The following is a 16,704-nucleotide window of genomic DNA, read 5'->3' as shown; positions in this document are numbered from 1 at the left end:
ACTTGCAAAATCACTGGCCGAGACACTTTTCGATGATGAGACAAATATGGTCAGGATTGATATGAGCGAATATATGGAGAAGCATTCCGTATCAAGGTTGATCGGAGCGCCTCCCGGATACGTCGGTTATGACGAGGGCGGCCAGTTGACTGACCTGTACCGAGGACCGGTCCCTCTCATCTCTAACCCCACATAATCTATTCGATTTTGCGGGGGCCCCAGAGAATGCCGCCTCCGGCAAGCCGGAGTAAGGAATGCGGCAGACGGGCCCCGCCGGAGGTCCCTTCCCCAAAACGGCCAAACGCTGTCGCGTTTGATCTGTTGCCGTTTTGGCCGGGATGGCACATAGTCTTTCTGCCCTGCAAAGCCTGTGGCTTTGCAGGAGGAAAACCATGCCGCCCGATCGAAGAAAAACGCAAGCCGACACCACACCCCGAAAGAACCGCGAGCCGCGGACCAAGCCGGGGGTGATGTCCGAGGTCCCCGAAAGACCGCAGATCTTTCGGGGACCTCACCTTCTTTATTTCAGCAGCTCTATTTCCGCCACTTCACCCTCCAGCTCCAGCCGGTACCGGGAGTAAAGCCCGGGCTTATGCACCAGGAAGGGCTTTATCTGCTTGTCCCACTTGAAGGAGATATCCTGTCTCTCCTCCAGCAGGGTCCACTGTTCGCCGTCCCGGGAGCCGTACAGCCGGAAGGCCTTGGGAGCCTTTTGCCTGTCGGCGCTGCAGATGGTCACCATAGCCGCCTTTTGGGGCTCCGCCAGAGTCACGGTCACCGGCTCGGAGACTGCGCCCACTGTGTCGGAGGTGTTGTCGGCGTAAAAGCCGCCTGCAGGCAGCAGGTCCTGCCAGGGAGCGGGCTTCTCCCCCCTGGGAGTCAGGCTCACGGGATAGGTGCCCTTTGCCCAGTCCGAGGGCCGGGGCCCCATGTCAAACACTATCCGCTTGGCCCCCAGCAGGGTCTTGTGGTCTATGACTATGCTGTTCCAGGGCTTGCCGTCCACGGTGACGCTCTGTATATAAGTGTTCTCGGTCTTATTGTTTTTGGCCTCTACCACCAGCCTGCCCGTGGGCAGGTCCAGTGTCACCCGGTCAAAGAGGGGCGAGGTGATCACGTATTCGCCGGAGCCCGGGTTCAGGGCGTAAAAGCCCAGGCTGGAGAGTATGAACCAGCCGGACTGCTCGCCGTTGTCCTCGTCGCCTGTGTAGCCCTGGCCGAAATCGGCGCCCACGTACAGCCGGCGGAGTATCTCCCGGGTCAGGGCCTGGGTCTTGTATTTCTCGTCGGTGAAGGCGTACATATAGGGTATGTGCTGGCTGGGCTGGTTGTTGTGCTGAAACTGGCCCATCCTCAGGTCCCTGGCCTCAAAGTTCTCATGGGTGACGAAGCCTCTTGCGTAGTGGCAGTCGGCGGCAAATATGTCGTTGAGGCGCCTCGTCAGGCCCTCCCGGCCGCCGTAGAGGCCGCAGAGACCCTCGCCGTCGTGGACGGCGGACACGCAGGCCCCCCAGGCGTTGCTCTCGGCAAAGCCGTCGTCCCACAGGAAGGGGTCAAAGTTGTCCTTGGTCCTCACCCAGTCCCCCGAGGGATACCGGGATACGAAATACCCTATCTCCGGGTTGAACATATTGCTGTAAAAGGCCGCCGTGCGGCGGAAGTATTCCGCCTCGTCCTCGTGGCCCAGTATCTCCGCCATACGGCTGATGCCGTAGTCGTTGACGCTGTCCTCTATCATCCAGGAATAGCCGGCGGTGGCCACGTGGCCTATGAAGGGATAGTAGGTCATGCCGGCCCGGCCCATGGCCTCGGGGGGCACCACGGTGGCGTTTTTCAGGGCGCACTCAAAGGCGGTGTCCCGGTCAAACTCTATGCCCTTTACCATGGCCTCGGCGCAGATGATGTCCGAGGAGGAGCCCACCATGCAGTCTATGCCCCGGGGGCACAGCCATTTGGCCAGCCAGCCCGTCTCCCTGTAGTGCATGAGTATGCCGTTGAGGGCCTCCGTATCCTTTTCCGGAGCCAGTATGGCGTAGGCGGGCCAGGTGGTGCGGTAGTTGTCCCAGAAGCCGTTGGAGGTGCGCATGTCTCCGGGGAACACCCGGGGCTTGTCCACTCCGCTGGCGTAGGGGGAGGTGTAGCTCCACTCGGGCCTTGAGGCGGTCCCCGTGTTTTCCGTCAGGGTGGTGGGGAACCGGAACAGCCTGTACATGCAGGAATAAAAGGTGGTGAGGTAGTTGTCCGTCACGTTCTCGCCCCGGACGTCTATCTTCACCCGCCCCAGGAGCTCGTTCCACACTGCCCTGGCCCTGTTGCGCACGGCGTCAAAGCCCATGGAGCCCGTCTCCTCCGCCAGGTTTTTGGCGGCCTGGGCGCAGCTGATGTAGCTGGTGCCTATCTTCAGGGTCAGGGTCCGGGTGCCGGCGGGAAAGGCCGCTATGGAGAGAGGCGAATCCTCCGACAGGCGCCGGCTGAGAGTGGGCTTCACGCTGAACACGCCGTGGACGTACAGGCCCGGCATGCCCTTCCCCTGATCCGAATACTGGTCCGTAAAGGCGTCAAAGGAGCCGTCCGGGTTGAAGGTGATCCTGCCGTGGGCCTGCACCTCGGAGTTCATGCTGTCCAGTATCACGTTGGGGGTCTCCTGGCCGTCAAAGGTAAAGCGGAAATAGCCGCAGCGCATGGTGGGAGCCATCTCCACCCGGATATTGCCCCTTTTCAGGGTCACGGAATAGCCGTGGGCCCGGGCGGCCTCGGTCTCCCGGTCAAACTCGGAGCCCCGGCGCCACACGTCGGCGTCGGCGGGCTCGCAGGAGGCGGCGTCCAGATCGCAGTTGGGCATCACCATAAAGTTGCCGTGGTCTCCCAGACAGTAGTTGACGGCGTGGCCCGACATAAAATGGGTGATCTTGTTCCCGGGCTGATAGGCGTATATGCGCCTCTGTCCGTCGGTGGTGGAGGGAGTCCAGGCTGTGAAGCAGTTGGGCAGGCAGCAGGCGGGATAGTGCAGCCCCCGGGTATATACAAAGCTGTCGTTGGAGCCCCGGGTGGTGTCCACCCAGTCCGCAGGGGTCTCCCTCCTGACCGGCTTCACGTCCTCTATCCTGATATCGTCGGCATACACCAAAAAGCTCTCGCCCTGCTGCGCTCCGGTCTCCCGGTCATACACAGCCAGTATATCCTTCACGGTCTTGCCCGCCAGAGCACCCAGGTCGCAGCTGATGTAATTCCACTGTCCGGTAAAGGTGCGCCGGGCTTCTCCCTGGCCCCGGCCGCCCATGAGAAAGCCGTCCCGGTCCAGGGCCCCGGTCTCCGACAGCAGGGTGCCGTCGGTGAACCGCAGGTCCAGGCTCACGTATTTGTTGGCATGGGAAAAGTCAAAGTCTCCCCGATAAAAGGGCAGTATGCAAAAAGAAAAACGGGTGTTCCGGCCCACCGGGATATTCAGATCCTCAAACACTCTGTTGACGCATCTCCCCGGAGCCGAGGCGGACACGGTGCCCGCTATCTCCAGACAACCGGGGCCGCTCCAGCCCGTGCCCACGTTGCCGGTCCAGCAGTCGGCCACTCCCTGCACTATGCGGGTGGTCATGCCCGGAGCGGGATCGATCTCCAGCTTGTCCGGCAGATCCATGCCGAACTCGGACAGCTGGATATATCCGTCGGGCACCATGCTCCGGGAGAGCACCTTCCCAAAGCGGTACCACAGGTAGACGCCGGGGCTTTCCACGTCAAAGACAGCCTTTTCGTAGCGCTCTTTGAACTCGTGGCCGGTGACAGTGTGCAGGGTCTGCCAGCTCTCACCGTCTGCGGAGCCCTCCAGCACCCAGGACCCGGGGTCCCTGTTGGGGTAGTCGTTGGCCGAGGTCATATGATAGCTCTTCAGCTCCCAGGGCGCTTTCAGGCGAAACTTGAATTCCGCGGGCCGGGTGTTGGTCACGTATTTGGTGTTCACGTCACCGTCGAAGAGCCTGTCGATGCCCTCCTGTATGGAGATGGCGGGGCTGATGAACACTTCTTCAAACACTCCGGGCGCGTCGGTGTGGGTGACGCCCCTGCTCTCCTCGGCAGCGTCCTTCCTGAAGCCCTTGTCCGTGTCAAAGCCTGCAAAAAAGCCTGCGGCGGACACCTCCGCCGCAAGGCACAGCATACAAATGCAAAAGATAAGTCTTTTCATATCACTTCAAAAGCTCGGCCTCTGCCACGTCGCCCTTTATTTCCAGGATATACTGACTGTAGGCTCCCGGCTTGTGGATGATAAAGGGCTTGAGCTGCTTGGGCCATTCATATCTGATGTTCTTTCTCTGCTCCAGGAGCACCCGCTCGCCTTCCTCCGCCACTCCGTAGAGGGCAAACTCCCGGGGAGCGTTTTCCGGCGTGTCGCAGGTCAGGGTCAGCAGGTTGGCCTTCTCCTCCTTTGCGGTCAGAGAGGCCTGACCGTCTATCCGGCACACGGTGTTGGAGTCGTCGTCCGTGAGCTCTCCCCGGTCGCTCGATGTGGTCAGGTCCACGGTACCCAGGGGCTCCGCCAGCTCCTTGGTGATGCTGACAGGATAGGTGTTCCTGCCCCAGTCGGAGGGCCGGGGCCCCATGGTAAAGGTGATGCGCCGGGCCTTTACAAACACGCTGTGGGGGATGGTGACCCTGTTCCAGGCCTTGCCGTCTATGGCCAGGCTCTGCACGTAGCAGTTCTCCGGGCTGTTGTTTTTGGCCTCTATGACCACCTTGCCCGTAGGCAGGTCCAGAGTGACCCGGTCAAAGAGGGGTGAGCCTATGGCGTATTCGCCGCCGGCCAGGCTCAGGGGATAGATGCCCAGAGAGCTCAGGATATACCAGCAGGATTGCTCGCCGTTGTCCTCGTCCCCCAGGTATCCCTGTCCGGCATCGCTGCCCAGATACAGCCGCGAGAGCACCTCCCGCACGTATTTCTGTGTCTTGGGAGCCTCGTTGGCAAAGAGATACATATACAGGGTGTGGTGGGCCTGCTGGTTGTTGTGCATATACTGGCCCATGCGCACCTCTCTGGCCTCATACATCTCGTGCTGTCTGCCGGAATGATGAAAGTCCTCGTCGGCGGCCATGATCTCGTCTATGGCCTGCCCCAGCTTGTCCCGGCCGCCGTAGAGCCAGGCCAGGCCGTTGCCGTCATGAGGCACCGTGACTCTCATACCCCAGCCGTTGCTTTCCACGTAATCTCCGTGCCAGTACCAGGGATCAAAGGTGTCCTTGTCCGCCTTCCACCGGCCGTCGAAATAATGGGTCATAAAGAAGCCCAGTCCTATATCCCGGTTGAACATGTGGGTGTAGTTCACTGCGGTCCTGTTGAAGTAGGCCTCGTCGTCCGGCAGGCCCATGAGCCGGGCCATCTGGGCTATGCCCGCGTCGTTGATGCAGTTGTCGGCCATCCAGCTCCAGCCCATGCTCTCGCCGTAGCCCTTGTAGCGGGCCCGGAACATCTCCGGCCTGCCAAAGGAGCCCAGAGGGTCGCAGGAGCCGTTGCGGAGGGCGGCCAGATATGCCCTTTCCCTGTTGAATTTGATGCCCTTGAGCATCAGGTCGGCGCAGATCACGTCGGAGCTGGTGCCCACCATACACTCCACTCCCGCGGGAGCCACCCACTTGGGGATGAAGCCGCAGGCGTTGTAGTGCTCTGTGATGCCGTCTATCAGCCCCCCCGCCTTGTCGGGGAACAGCAGGGCGTAGGCGGACCAGGCGGTGCGGTAGGTGTCCCAAAAGCCGTTGGAGGTGTTCATGACCCCTTCTCTGACGTCCGGCTTCTCCGGCTCGCTGGTGTAGGGAGAAGCATAGACCCAGTGGGGCTTCTCCGGAGTACCCGTGTTCTCCGCCAGAGTGGTGGGATACATGAGCATACGATACATGCCGGAATAAAAGCTGGTGAGCTGGTGGGGAGTGGCTCCCTCTATCTGCACCCGGCCCAGCAGGCTGTTCCACAGCCTCTTGGCGGAGTTGCGCACCGAGTCAAAGGTGCCGCTGCCTATCTCCATGGACAGGTTCTTCCGGGCCTGCTCCGGGCTCAGATAGCTGGTGGCCAGATACATGGTCACCGTGGACTTGTCAAAGGCCACGCAGGTCATGATGCTGTCGTCCGTCAGCTTTTTGGAGCCCTTTACCGGCGCGTCAAACCGGCCGTACACGTAGATGCCGGGGGTGCCGTAGGCGGCGCCGTAATGGGTGTTGAGGTAGCCGCTGAAGCTGCCGTCCCGGGCGATGGTCAGCCTGCCGTTTTCAAAGCCTCCGCTGCAGCAGTCCAGGACCAGAGAGCTCTTGACCCCCTCCGGAAAAGTGAACCGGGCGGCGGCTGCGTGGCTGGTGGGAGTCAGCTCGCATACAACGCCGTTGTCCAGAGTGACTCCGTAATAGTGGGCTCTCGCCGTCTGTCCGTCAAAGTCAAAGCTGCGGGCCCGGGCCCCCACGTTGCAGTTGTCCGCCGTGGCCTCCTCAAGAGCCACGTCCACCGGCATGAACATGAAGTTGCCGTGGTCCCCCAGATGGAAGGAGGCCTGATGGGAGGACATAAAATGGGTGATCTTGCTGTCGGGCTGATACTTGTAGAGCTGGCCGTCCCTGTAGGAGGTGGAGGCGGTCCAGAAGTTGAAGCTGTTGGGCACGCACACCGCGGGGAAGGTGAGGCCCCTGGTCATGAACAGGTTGTCATTGGTGCCCCGGGTGGTGACTATATAGTCCGCCGGAGTCAGCCCCGCGCGGGGAGCCTCCTCCCGGATGTCCACGTCGTCAAAATAGGTGAGAAAGCTCCTCTCGCCGTCGTAGCGGTTCGGGTTGTCATACACGACGACGATCTTGTCAATGGTCTTCCCGGCTGCATATTTGCCGGCGTCGCAGGTGATCCTGTTCCAGTTGCCTGTGATCATCCTCTTGGCGCCGCCCTGCTCCCGGGCAGACATGCCAAAGAGATCCCGGTCCTTTGCTCCGAGAGAGGACAGAGTGGTGCCGTCGGTAAACACCAGATCCAGAGCCGCATACTGGCTCACGTGGTCAAAGTCATACTCTCCCAGATAGTCCGGCAGGATCATGTAGGAGAACACGGTGTCCTTTTGGACCCTTTGCCCCAGGCCCTCCCGGAGCGCGGCGCTGCACATGGCCGGGCCCGTGTGGGATCCGCGGATCTCCAGACAGGCGCTGCCCTTCCAGCCTCCGCCTCCGTTGATCCAGGAGTGCACCGGCGCGTTTTTGACAGACACGGTCATGCCGTCTGTCTTCACAGGCTCGTTGCCGGCTGTATCGGTGATGAGCTCAAAGGAGGCCAGCTGGGTGTAGCCGGGCTGTATCTCCGGTTCCTGCCGGCTGGTCACTCTCAGACGGTAATATCTGAATACGGGGGCATCCTCCACTGGGTAGGTCTTTTTTTCAAACCGTTCCCCAAAGGCTTCGTCCTGCCTGCTGTCCAGAGCCTGCCAGCTCACGCCGTCGGCGGAGCCCTCCAGGACCCAATCGGCGGGATCCCTGCCGGGATAGTCGTTGGCGCTGGTCAGAAAGTAGCCCCTGATCCCCACGGCACTTGTCAGGGTATAGGCGATCTCCAGAGGCATGGAGCCGGTGATGTATTTCGTATCCGGGCTCCCGTCCAGCAGATTGCGGGGGCCTTCGTCCAGCACGCCGGCGGGAGAGGCGTCCATTTCCTCCACCAGGTCGCCGAAGCCGGAGCCCACTATCCTATACACTCCCTTGCAGTCCGTGATGCTGCTATCGGGAGCAGTCTCGTCTTTCTCGAAGCTCCACGAAAAGCCCAGCACCATGCAGGATGCGAGGACAAGCCAAATGGCAGCCGCTGTCTTTATCATAGTATACCTCATATTCATGTTTTCCAATATGATTATATCATATAAATAGTCCCGGATAACGCGCCGGCAAAAAAATACGGCAGACCCGCAGGTCTGCCGTATAAAAGCCGTATCGCTTACATGGTAGCGCTCTTGATGTCGGAGAACGCTATCTGCATCTGGTTGTTCGTGTCGTAGTATACGATGAAGGCTCTGCCGTACCAGGTGTCGCCGGAAGCGACGTTCTTCTTGTTGATGATGTAGGTATTGGTCAGGGCGCTGTAGCCGCTGGACTTGCCCACGATCACGCCCGCAGTATTGAAGTCCAGATCGGTGACTGCCGAGGAGGACTGCAGGAGCAGCACGCCGTGATAGACCTCGCTCCCGAAATCGTCGCCGAATACCACCTGACCGGTGAAGGCGATCTTGCCGGTCCCGCTGTTGGCGATAGCGCTCTGCAGGTTGGCTACGGTCACGCCGGACTGGGCGCCCTCGTAGTAAGGAGTGAACTCCATAGCGGCATACACCGTGACGGACAGCTCGCGCTCATAGCTCACCGTGTTGCCGTTCTGGTCCTTCCAGTAGCTGAAGTCGTTGCCGCCGTAGGTCGCGTCCGCAGTGGCGCTGAACACGCGGCCCGACTTGTAGGAGCCTTCCACCCACTCGGCGCCGGCGTTGGGCTTGTATTTCACCGTAAAGGTGTCGGAGTCATGCTCCAGAGTGGCGGTAAAGGTCACGTCGCCTGTGACGCTGCCCGAGGAGGGCAGATCGCCGCCGGGATAGTCGTTGTCCCAGCTCTTGACCTTGTAGCCGGTCCTCAGATAAGCGCCCACAGCCGCGGGATAGCTCACCTCGCTGTAGTCGCTGACGGGCTGGATCTTGTAGGTCTTGCCGTAGTTGTCCTTGTAGGTAAAGATCTTGCTGCTCTGGGAGCGGAACTCGGCAGTCACGGTGGTGGTCCTGGTCACCATGTAGCTCAGGGTGGTCCCGGAGCCTATGATGTTGTCGCCGGAATCCTTCCAATACACGAACTCGTAGCCGCTGTCGGGGACCGCAGTCAGGCTGATGGTGGAGTTCTTGGGCTTTTCCACGCTAGTGACGGCGCTGCCGCCATACTGGACGGAACCGTTCTGGGCGTCAAAGGTCACCACGCACACCAGCACGTCCAGAGAAGCGCTGTGCATGGCGCCGGTCAGGGCGTCAGCCTCTGTCTTGGTGATGTTTATATAGTGATCGTTCAGGGCGTAGTTGGCTGCGTCTATGGCAGTCTTCAGGGTGGCCAGGCTGGCGGGAGTGAACATCCGCAGACCGTCGTTATACAGAGCTGTATAATCGGCCACCTCAGCCGCCAAAGCAGCAGCGGTGTTGTTCGTCACTTTGGCGGAGAAGTTCAGGGTGCTGTATTGGCTGACCAGAATATTGCCGGTGATATCGCTGCCGTTCAGGGTAAAGGCGTTCACTGTCATGCTGGTGCCGTCCTGGACCAGGTCCTCCAGCGAAATACTGGAAAGGGTAATAGTTTCGTTGGCCCTCACGTAGGAAATGTCGTTCAGATTCCCCACCTTGACGCGGAAGTTGCTCCTGGACAGGGGCACGCCGTCCTTCTCCGGGCGGGAGATGGACACCAGTCTCACGTTGGCGTCGGCATAAACGGGATACAGGTCGGCGTCGTTCTGCCATCCGTCCCCAAGGTTGTCTCGGGCCCAGTTCAGGCCCTTCATCATGCCGCTGGTCACGCCGGCGCAGCTTGCAAGATTGTCGCCGCCTGCATGTTCTGCAGTAGCTCCATACACGGTAGTACCGGAACTACAAAAATCGGTAGCAAAGAAGCAACTGGTGAGTATTTTATCCGTTCCGTTGTCGGAGTCCAGGACCCCCACTACGCCGCCCACTGAGCCGGAGTCGGAGCCGGTGAGACCATTGCCGCCATAGTAGCAGGACACCACGTTAGTGCGCACGTTGTTCTCGTTGTAAACGCGGCCAAACAGTCCGCCTGCGGAGCCGGTGCCGTTTTGAAGCACCACAGTGTTTTTGACACGGGTATTGGATATGGAGGAGCCTTTGTCAACGTTGCCCGCGATACCGCCCACATAAGCATTGTCGGTGCCCACGGAAGAGCCTTCCACGCTGCAGACAGTTATGGTCCCGCCCCCGTTGTAGCCGGCGATCAGGCCGTAAGCGCCGCTGGTGCTGCCGTCGTTGTTGGTGATGGTGGTAGAATACACGTAGCACGTGTCGATGGTGCCGGTGTTGGTGCCGGCTATACCGCCCGCGTAATCCGAGCCCCAGCTGGAAAAGATCATGTTCTTGACCATGCAGTCGGTGATGGTGCCGGTGTTGTCCCCGGCGATACCGCCGGCGTGGATGTTGCCCGCGGTGTCCACGACAACGGAGCCCTGGGTATCCGCATACATGACGCAGTTGGCTATGGTGCCTTTGTTCTCCGCGGCGATGCCGCCCATAGCCTTGCGGACGGACACGTTGGAGGAGGACCGGACGGACAGGTTCCGGATGATGCCGTTGTTCTGGCCGACAAAGCCGCACCATTTTTGCAACACGACGGCAGACAGATCCAAGCCTTCGATGACGGCGCCGTTGCCGTTGATGGTGCAGCCGGAGGCCAGGCTCCTCAGCGGAGTCCAGCCGTAAGGGGCCATGTTATAGGTCTTGCCTACGATGTTCACGTTCTGAGTAACGGCCGTGTTGCAGAGAGCCGCCAGCTCGGCTTCGCTGGTGACGGTGATGTCCGCATGGACGGCGGCCGCAAGGGACGCCAGTATGACCGTCATCAGCGCGAGAAAGGAAAACCTTTTGAATAGTGCAGTTTTCATCAGTATCTCCTTGTTAAGTACTTATATTGCATATGACTAAATCTATATGTCCACTAATAAGACACGTCCCCCGCGGTTTTGTTCCCGTTTTTTTTGCGAATTCCCCAAAAAGGGGTCCCCGGGGCAAAAAAAACGGCAGGCGCAGGGCCTGCCGTGTATGGATATACTCTTACAGAGTAGCGCTCTTGATGTCGGAGAACGCTATCTGCATCTCGTTGTTAGTATCGTAGTATACTATGAAGGCTCTGCCGTACCAGGTATCGCCGGCGGCCACGTTCTTCTTGTTGATGATATAGGTGTTGGTCTGGGCGCTGTAGCCGCTGGACTTGCCCACGATCACGCCGGAGGTGTTGAAGTCCAGACTGCTGACGGCAGAGGAGGACTTCAAGAGCAGCACTCCGTGATAGACCTCGCTGGCGAAATCATCGCCGAATACCACCTGGCCGGTAAAGGCTATCTTGCCGGTGGAGCTGTTGGCGACGGCGCTCTGCAGGTTGGCTACGGTCACGCCGGACTGGGCGCCCTCGTAGTAAGGAGTGAACTCCATAGCGGCGTACACGGTGACGGACAGCTCGCGCTCGTAGGTCACGGTATTGCCGTTCTGGTCCTTCCAGTAGCTGAAGGCGTTGCCGCCGTAGGTCTCGTCTGCGGTGGCCCGGAACACGCGGCCCGGCTTGTAGGTGCCTTCCACCCACTCGGCGCCGGCGTTGGGCTTGTACTTCACGGTAAAGGTGTCGGCAGTATCATGGCCCAGGGTAGCGGTAAAGACCACGTTGCCGGTGACGCTGCCCGAGGAGGGCAGATCGCCGCCGGGATAGTCGTTGTCCCAGCTCTTGACCTTGTAGCCGGTCCTCAGATAAGCGCCCACGGCAGCGGGATAGCTCACGTCGCTGTAGTCGGCGACGGGCTGGATCTTGTAGGTCTTGCCGTAGTTGTCCTGATAGGTAAAGGTATACCGGCTGTTGGGGCGGAATTCCGCGGTGATGGTGGTGGTGCTGAACACGGTGTATTCAAGAGAGGTGTCGTCGCCCAGCAGGTTGCCCGCCGAATCCTTCCAGCATACGAACTCGTAGCCGCTCATGGGGATCGCGTTGAGAGTCACGGTGGTGTTCTTTTCCGCGATATACTGGTTCACGGCGGCGCCGGAGTTCACGTTCACGACACCGTCCACGGCGTCGAAAGAAAGGGTGCACATCATCACGTCCAGAGAGGCGGTCTCGATGGCTGCGGCCAGAGGATCGGCCTCGGTCTTGGTGATGTTGATATAGTGATCGGTCAGGGCCGCGTTGGCGGCGTCCAGAGCGGTCTTAAGGGTGGCCAGGCTGGAGACCGTATACATCCTGCGGCCTCTGTTGTATATAGCCAGATATTCATCATACTTGGCCTGCAGGGCATCGGCGGTATTGTTGGTGACCTTAGCAGAGAGGTCCAGGGTAGCGTAGTCCTCCGCGACAATGGAGGAGGTAATCCTGGTCCCGTTCACTGTGGGATAGTCCAGGGTCACGCTGGTGCCGTCCTGCAGCAGGTCCACCAGCTGGAAGTCGGAAACAGCGATGACCTTATCGGCGCTGACGTAGCCCATGTCGTTCAGGTCTCCCACCGTCAGGCGGAAATGGTTTCTGTTGAGAGACACGTTGTTCTTTGAGGGACGTGAAATGGATACCAGCCTGATATTGCCGTCGGAATACACCGGGTAGCCGTCGGACTCCGGGATCCAGCCGCTGCCCAGGTTGTCGGCAGCCCAGCCGGAGCCCTTCATAGTGCTGGTGGTCACGCCGTCGCAGTTTGCCAGATTGCTGTCGTCCCCTCCAGCATAAGCGCCTACCATATCGGTGATGCCCGGGGCTGCATCCGTCTCGTAGAAGCAGTTTGTGAGGGCGGCGCGATAGAAACTTTCGGTGCAGAATGATCCCACCAGGCCTCCCGCAATACCCGTGCCGTTATTTGTGAGGCTTGCGCTGCCGCCGCCAAAGTAGCAGGACGTTATTGAAGTAGCGCCTGCATCATACACGTAGCCGAAAAGGCCGCCCATCATGCCGGAGCCGTTCTGGGCCAGGGCCACGCTGCAGTTCTTGATCCAGCAGTTGGATATGACGGAATCATAGTCCACATAGCTGGTCACGCCGCCTATGTAGCTGTCGTCGCTGGACAGGGAGCAGCCGTCGGCGTTGGCGATATTGATGGTACCGCACTCATTGTATCCGACTATAAAGCCGTATCTGCCGCCGGGGCCGCCGTTGGTGTTCTGTATGGTGACGTTATAAGCGTAGCAGCTCTCGATGGCGCCGTCATAGTCACCGCCGCCGTTGTTGCCGACGATACCGCCCACTTCGCCGACTCCGCTGCACACGAACTGCAGATTCTTCACCATACAGTTGGATATAGTGCCCTTGTTGAGGCCGGCTATGCCGCCGGCTTTGGTGTTGGAGCCGACTGTGATGACCACGGAATTCGGGCTGTCGGCATACACGATGCAGTTGTCGATGGTCCCCGACGCCAGGTTCTCGGCGGCTATGCCGCCCATATTCTGGGGGACGGTCACGTTGGCGGAGGTCCGGATGGACAGGCTCTCTATGGTCCCTCTGTTCTGACCCACAAAGCCGCAGTAATTGGAGCTCACTACTGCGCCCAGGTTCAGGCCCTCGATGACAGCGCCGTTGCCGTTGATGGTGCAGTTCTGAGCCAGGCTCTTGATGGGTTTCCAGCCGCTGAAAGAGGACATATCATAGGTCTTACCCACGATGTTCACGTTCTCTGTGATGTTGGTATTGCCCAGCGCCGCCAATTGAGCCTCGGTGCTGACGGTGATATCCGCCCGGGCCGAGCCTGCAAAGCACGCCAGTACAAGAGCTACCACAGCGATCAGGGAACACTTGATAGCAGTAAATGATTTCATATACCTCTCCTTTGAAAGATGATCTCTTATGCCTATAAAATCCTATAATACTACATGTTAGACGCTGTCACGGTCAAAAGGTTCCCGCGGGGCAGCGTTTTTCACCTGCGCTCCGGCGGCGCGCCGGCATATATCTGCAGCCGCGCCGCTCCTTTGCGCTCAGCCTTTTGTCTGCGCGGGCAAAAGCCTCGTTGCGTTTTGGGCAGACCCATGGGCTGTTTTCAGCGTTGCAGGGTCAGGACGCACAGCTCTCCTATCCTGGTGTATTTGTCCGCCAGACCCGGAGTGATCACCTCTATCTCCAGTCCCTTCAGGGTCTTCCCCACCGGGATGATCAGCACGCAGCGGTCGTTGCCCCTCACCTGATCCAGGAGGACTCTGTTCCCTGCGGCGTCAGAGCCCCACAGGTCCAGATCCCTGGTGTTGAAGACGTGGCCGTCGGGGCCTGTGTTGATCAGCACCACATATTGCACCTGCTCCTCTACGGGAAAAGTCAGGCTTATCCGGGTCCCGTCCTCGGGCTGTGAGGCGAAGATAGAGGCGGCCAGACCGTCGGTCAGCTGTTTTGCCCCCTGTCCGTCGGACACCTGACTGGTCACGGAGACCTCTGCCCTGCGGGCCGCCTCCCCGAGGCGCTTGCCCGTGAGGATGCCGAAGGAGCCGAAAAAGGCTTCCCCGCCCTGCTCCCGGGCCAGGTCCCACAGAGTGCCGCATCGGGAATAGGCCCCGATGATCCGGGTGTTGGGGCCCCTGACGGTCCCCTTGGGCAGAATGGTATTGAGCAGCATCAGGGACAGGCCGCCCTCTCCCTCCGCCAGTATGGTGTCGCCGTAGCCCCACAGGGAGGTGTTGACAAACACGGCGTCTCCTGCGAAGCTCTCTGCCAGGGTGATGCTGCGGGAGTCCTTGTTGACGTAGAGAGGATTGTCCGGGTCCAGAGGCTTGTATTCCGCGTTGCCGTAGAGGTGCATGCTGGGCACCGGAGCCGCCAGAGTGTTGACGAGCACCGCCCGGGCCCGGTCCTCCAGATTGATGCCGAACACGGTGCCGTCGGAGCCGTGGTTGACGAGGGTCCCCCTGAAGTTCTTTTTCAGGGTGAGCCCCTTCTGGCTGGAGTAGCTGAAGGTGGAGAGTATCTCCTCCCCGTCGCAGTCTCCGAACACGTAGCTCTCCGACTCCCGGCGCATGGCGTTGTTCACGTCGGGGGTACGGCCGGTAAGGGCCGGCCCCTCGGACAGGAGGCCGCTGTCATTGCGGTCCCAGTAGTGCACCACCAGCTGGCAGTTTGCCACATAGCCCCCCTTGGGAGCGTGGTCCACGAATATGCCTCTCCGGCGGCAGCAGCCCATGACTCCCGCTATCACGTGGCCGGAGGTGTCCCCGGCGGAAGCGAAGTCCAGCCCCTGCCAGGAGTTGCCCAGGGACACGTCCCGCACCTGACAGTTTTTGCCCAGAGCCCGCACGGTCCAGGGGAAGGGAGTCACCCTGTCATACCGGGCCTGGGGATACCAAAAGCTGACGCCTCTCAGGGAGGAGTCTGCCGACAGTCTCACAAAGGCCCCCTTCTCGGAGCCAAGGCCTGTCCTGACTATGATGCAGCTGCAGGGGACCATGGTGTGGGCCGGGCCCTCGCTGACGCCCCGGAGCTCCGCTCCGGAGGGCACCGTCAGGGGAGCCGTGACCACGTAGCGGCCGGCGGGCACGTAGGCGGTGCCTCCCGCCTTTCCCGCCGCCTTCAGAGCCTCCATAAAGGCCCGGGTGTCGTCGGTCTTCTCGTCCCCCTTGGCTCCGAAGTCCCGCACGCTGAACACCTGCCGCGAACGGGGCCGGAAAAAGGGCTTGGGAGCCGGCGGGAAGAATTCAGGAGGGACAAAGGCCCCGTTCCCCGGACGGGCGCTGCCGTCATAGACCAAGCCCGTCAGGGCGGCTATATTGGAGCCTTTTTCGGAAAAATGCACCCTGGTCCCCGGAATCTGAACGCCTCCTATGACGGCGCAGTCTCCTCCGGCAGAGAGCACGTCCCCGGTGAGCTCGCAGCCCATAAAGGACAGGGCGGCGCCGCTGCCCTCCTCCGTCTCCGTTCTGCCCAGCCGGCAGCCGTAAAACATGAGAGGCCCCTTGGCGGAGGTCACCCTCACTCCGGCTGCTCCCGGCCTGTCAAGGGAGGTGAATTCGCAGCCTGTGATGCACCAGCCGTAGAGAGCCACGTCCTCCGCCAGCAGCCCCACACGGCCTTCCCGGACCACGACTCCGTACAGGTTGCCGTTGGGGCAGCCAAACTCGTTGTTGATGAACCGGAGCCCCACTCCGTAGCCCTCTATGACCGCGTCATACATGGGCATCCAGTCAAAGCGTCCGGCCACCACCGCCTCGGCCTCTGCGTACATATATTCCCGCAGGGCCTCCTGCTGCCGGTCGGAGACCGGGGCGCCGGGCAGGCCGCTGTGTATCCAATAGTCCGGGCCAAAGAATATGTGCTCCAGCCGGGTGATATCCAGCACGTAGTGGAGATAGATGCCCTGCTTCAGGGGACAGCCGAAAAGACCGGAATAAAAGGCCACGTTGTAGCACATATGGTCGTCGGCTCCGTTGGACAGGGCCTTGTAGCTGTTGACAAAGTTCACGTTGCGCACCGTGTAGCCGCAGGAAGAGTTGTCCGTGGTGCTCACGGTCCAGGGATAAGGAGAGATGCTCTCCGGATCCTGCTCCGGATACCAGATATTCAGGTTCACCAGCCCCGTCACCTTTTCCATGGTGATAAAGGCGGGCCCTTCCTCCGAGCCCCGGCCTCCATAGACCGCAAACACGGTGCCCACCGCCTTGCCGCCGGTCTCCCGGGGGCTTTGCCAGTCGCCCCGCAGGGTGACCCCCTTCCTGAGGCGCAGACTGCCGTCAAAGCGGTAGGTGCCCTCGGGGCACCATATGACCCCGCCTCCGGCCTCGGCAGCCCGGTCGATGAGGCCCTGCAGGGCCCCGGTAGCGTCGGTCCTGCCGGAGACGTCCGCCTGCAGGATATACTCGCAGATGGCGTAGTCTTCGGTGTCATAGCGCTGCTCCATGGCCGCGGGCCCCGCCCACAGGCCGCCGGCGCACATCAAAAGTATGATGACTGCCAATAATCTCATGTTGTCTTCCCCCTTGCTTCCGGTGGTCTCTGCGGCCCGGGCTTTGAGCAGCC

Annotated in this window: 5 protein-coding genes and 1 pseudogene; 1 reads left to right on the top strand and 5 read right to left on the bottom strand. The window is 60.6% G+C overall.

Annotated elements, in window-relative coordinates; all coding sequences use genetic code 11:
• Positions 1 to 154 (top strand): annotated as a pseudogene (locus IK083_04410) (AAA family ATPase).
• Positions 155 to 520: 366 nt separating this feature from the next.
• On the opposite strand, the gene IK083_04405 reads toward IK083_04410, so the two are convergent.
• The 5 genes from IK083_04405 to IK083_04385 form a co-directional block, all read right to left on the bottom strand.
• Positions 521 to 4,177, bottom strand: a complete 3,657-nt coding sequence (locus IK083_04405; protein ID MBR4748799.1) for a GH92 family glycosyl hydrolase — start codon at positions 4,175 to 4,177, stop codon at positions 521 to 523.
• Position 4,178: 1 nt separating this feature from the next.
• A complete protein-coding gene (locus IK083_04400) occupies positions 4,179 to 7,820 on the bottom strand; it encodes a GH92 family glycosyl hydrolase (protein MBR4748798.1) in 3,642 nt (1,213 codons plus the stop codon).
• Positions 7,821 to 7,936: 116 nt separating this feature from the next.
• The gene (locus IK083_04395) at positions 7,937 to 10,630 is read right to left on the bottom strand and encodes a hypothetical protein (protein MBR4748797.1); all 2,694 of its coding nucleotides are present in this window, start codon (positions 10,628 to 10,630) and stop codon (positions 7,937 to 7,939) included.
• 169 nt (positions 10,631 to 10,799) lie between these two features.
• Positions 10,800 to 13,526 carry a hypothetical protein gene (locus IK083_04390; GenBank protein MBR4748796.1) on the bottom strand — a complete coding sequence of 909 codons (2,727 nt, stop codon included), beginning with the start codon at positions 13,524 to 13,526 and terminating at the stop codon, positions 10,800 to 10,802.
• A 221-nt stretch (positions 13,527 to 13,747) separates the two neighbouring features.
• Positions 13,748 to 16,651 carry a hypothetical protein gene (locus IK083_04385; GenBank protein ID MBR4748795.1) on the bottom strand — a complete coding sequence of 968 codons (2,904 nt, stop codon included), beginning with the start codon at positions 16,649 to 16,651 and terminating at the stop codon, positions 13,748 to 13,750.
• Positions 16,652 to 16,704: the final 53 nt, after the last annotated feature.

The sequence above is a fragment of the Abditibacteriota bacterium genome, assembly GCA_017552965.1.
Classification (GTDB): Bacteria; Armatimonadota; UBA5829; order UBA5829; family UBA5829; genus RGIG7931.
Note: the sequence above shows the minus strand (reverse complement) of the source record. Positions and strands in the feature narration are given on the sequence as shown.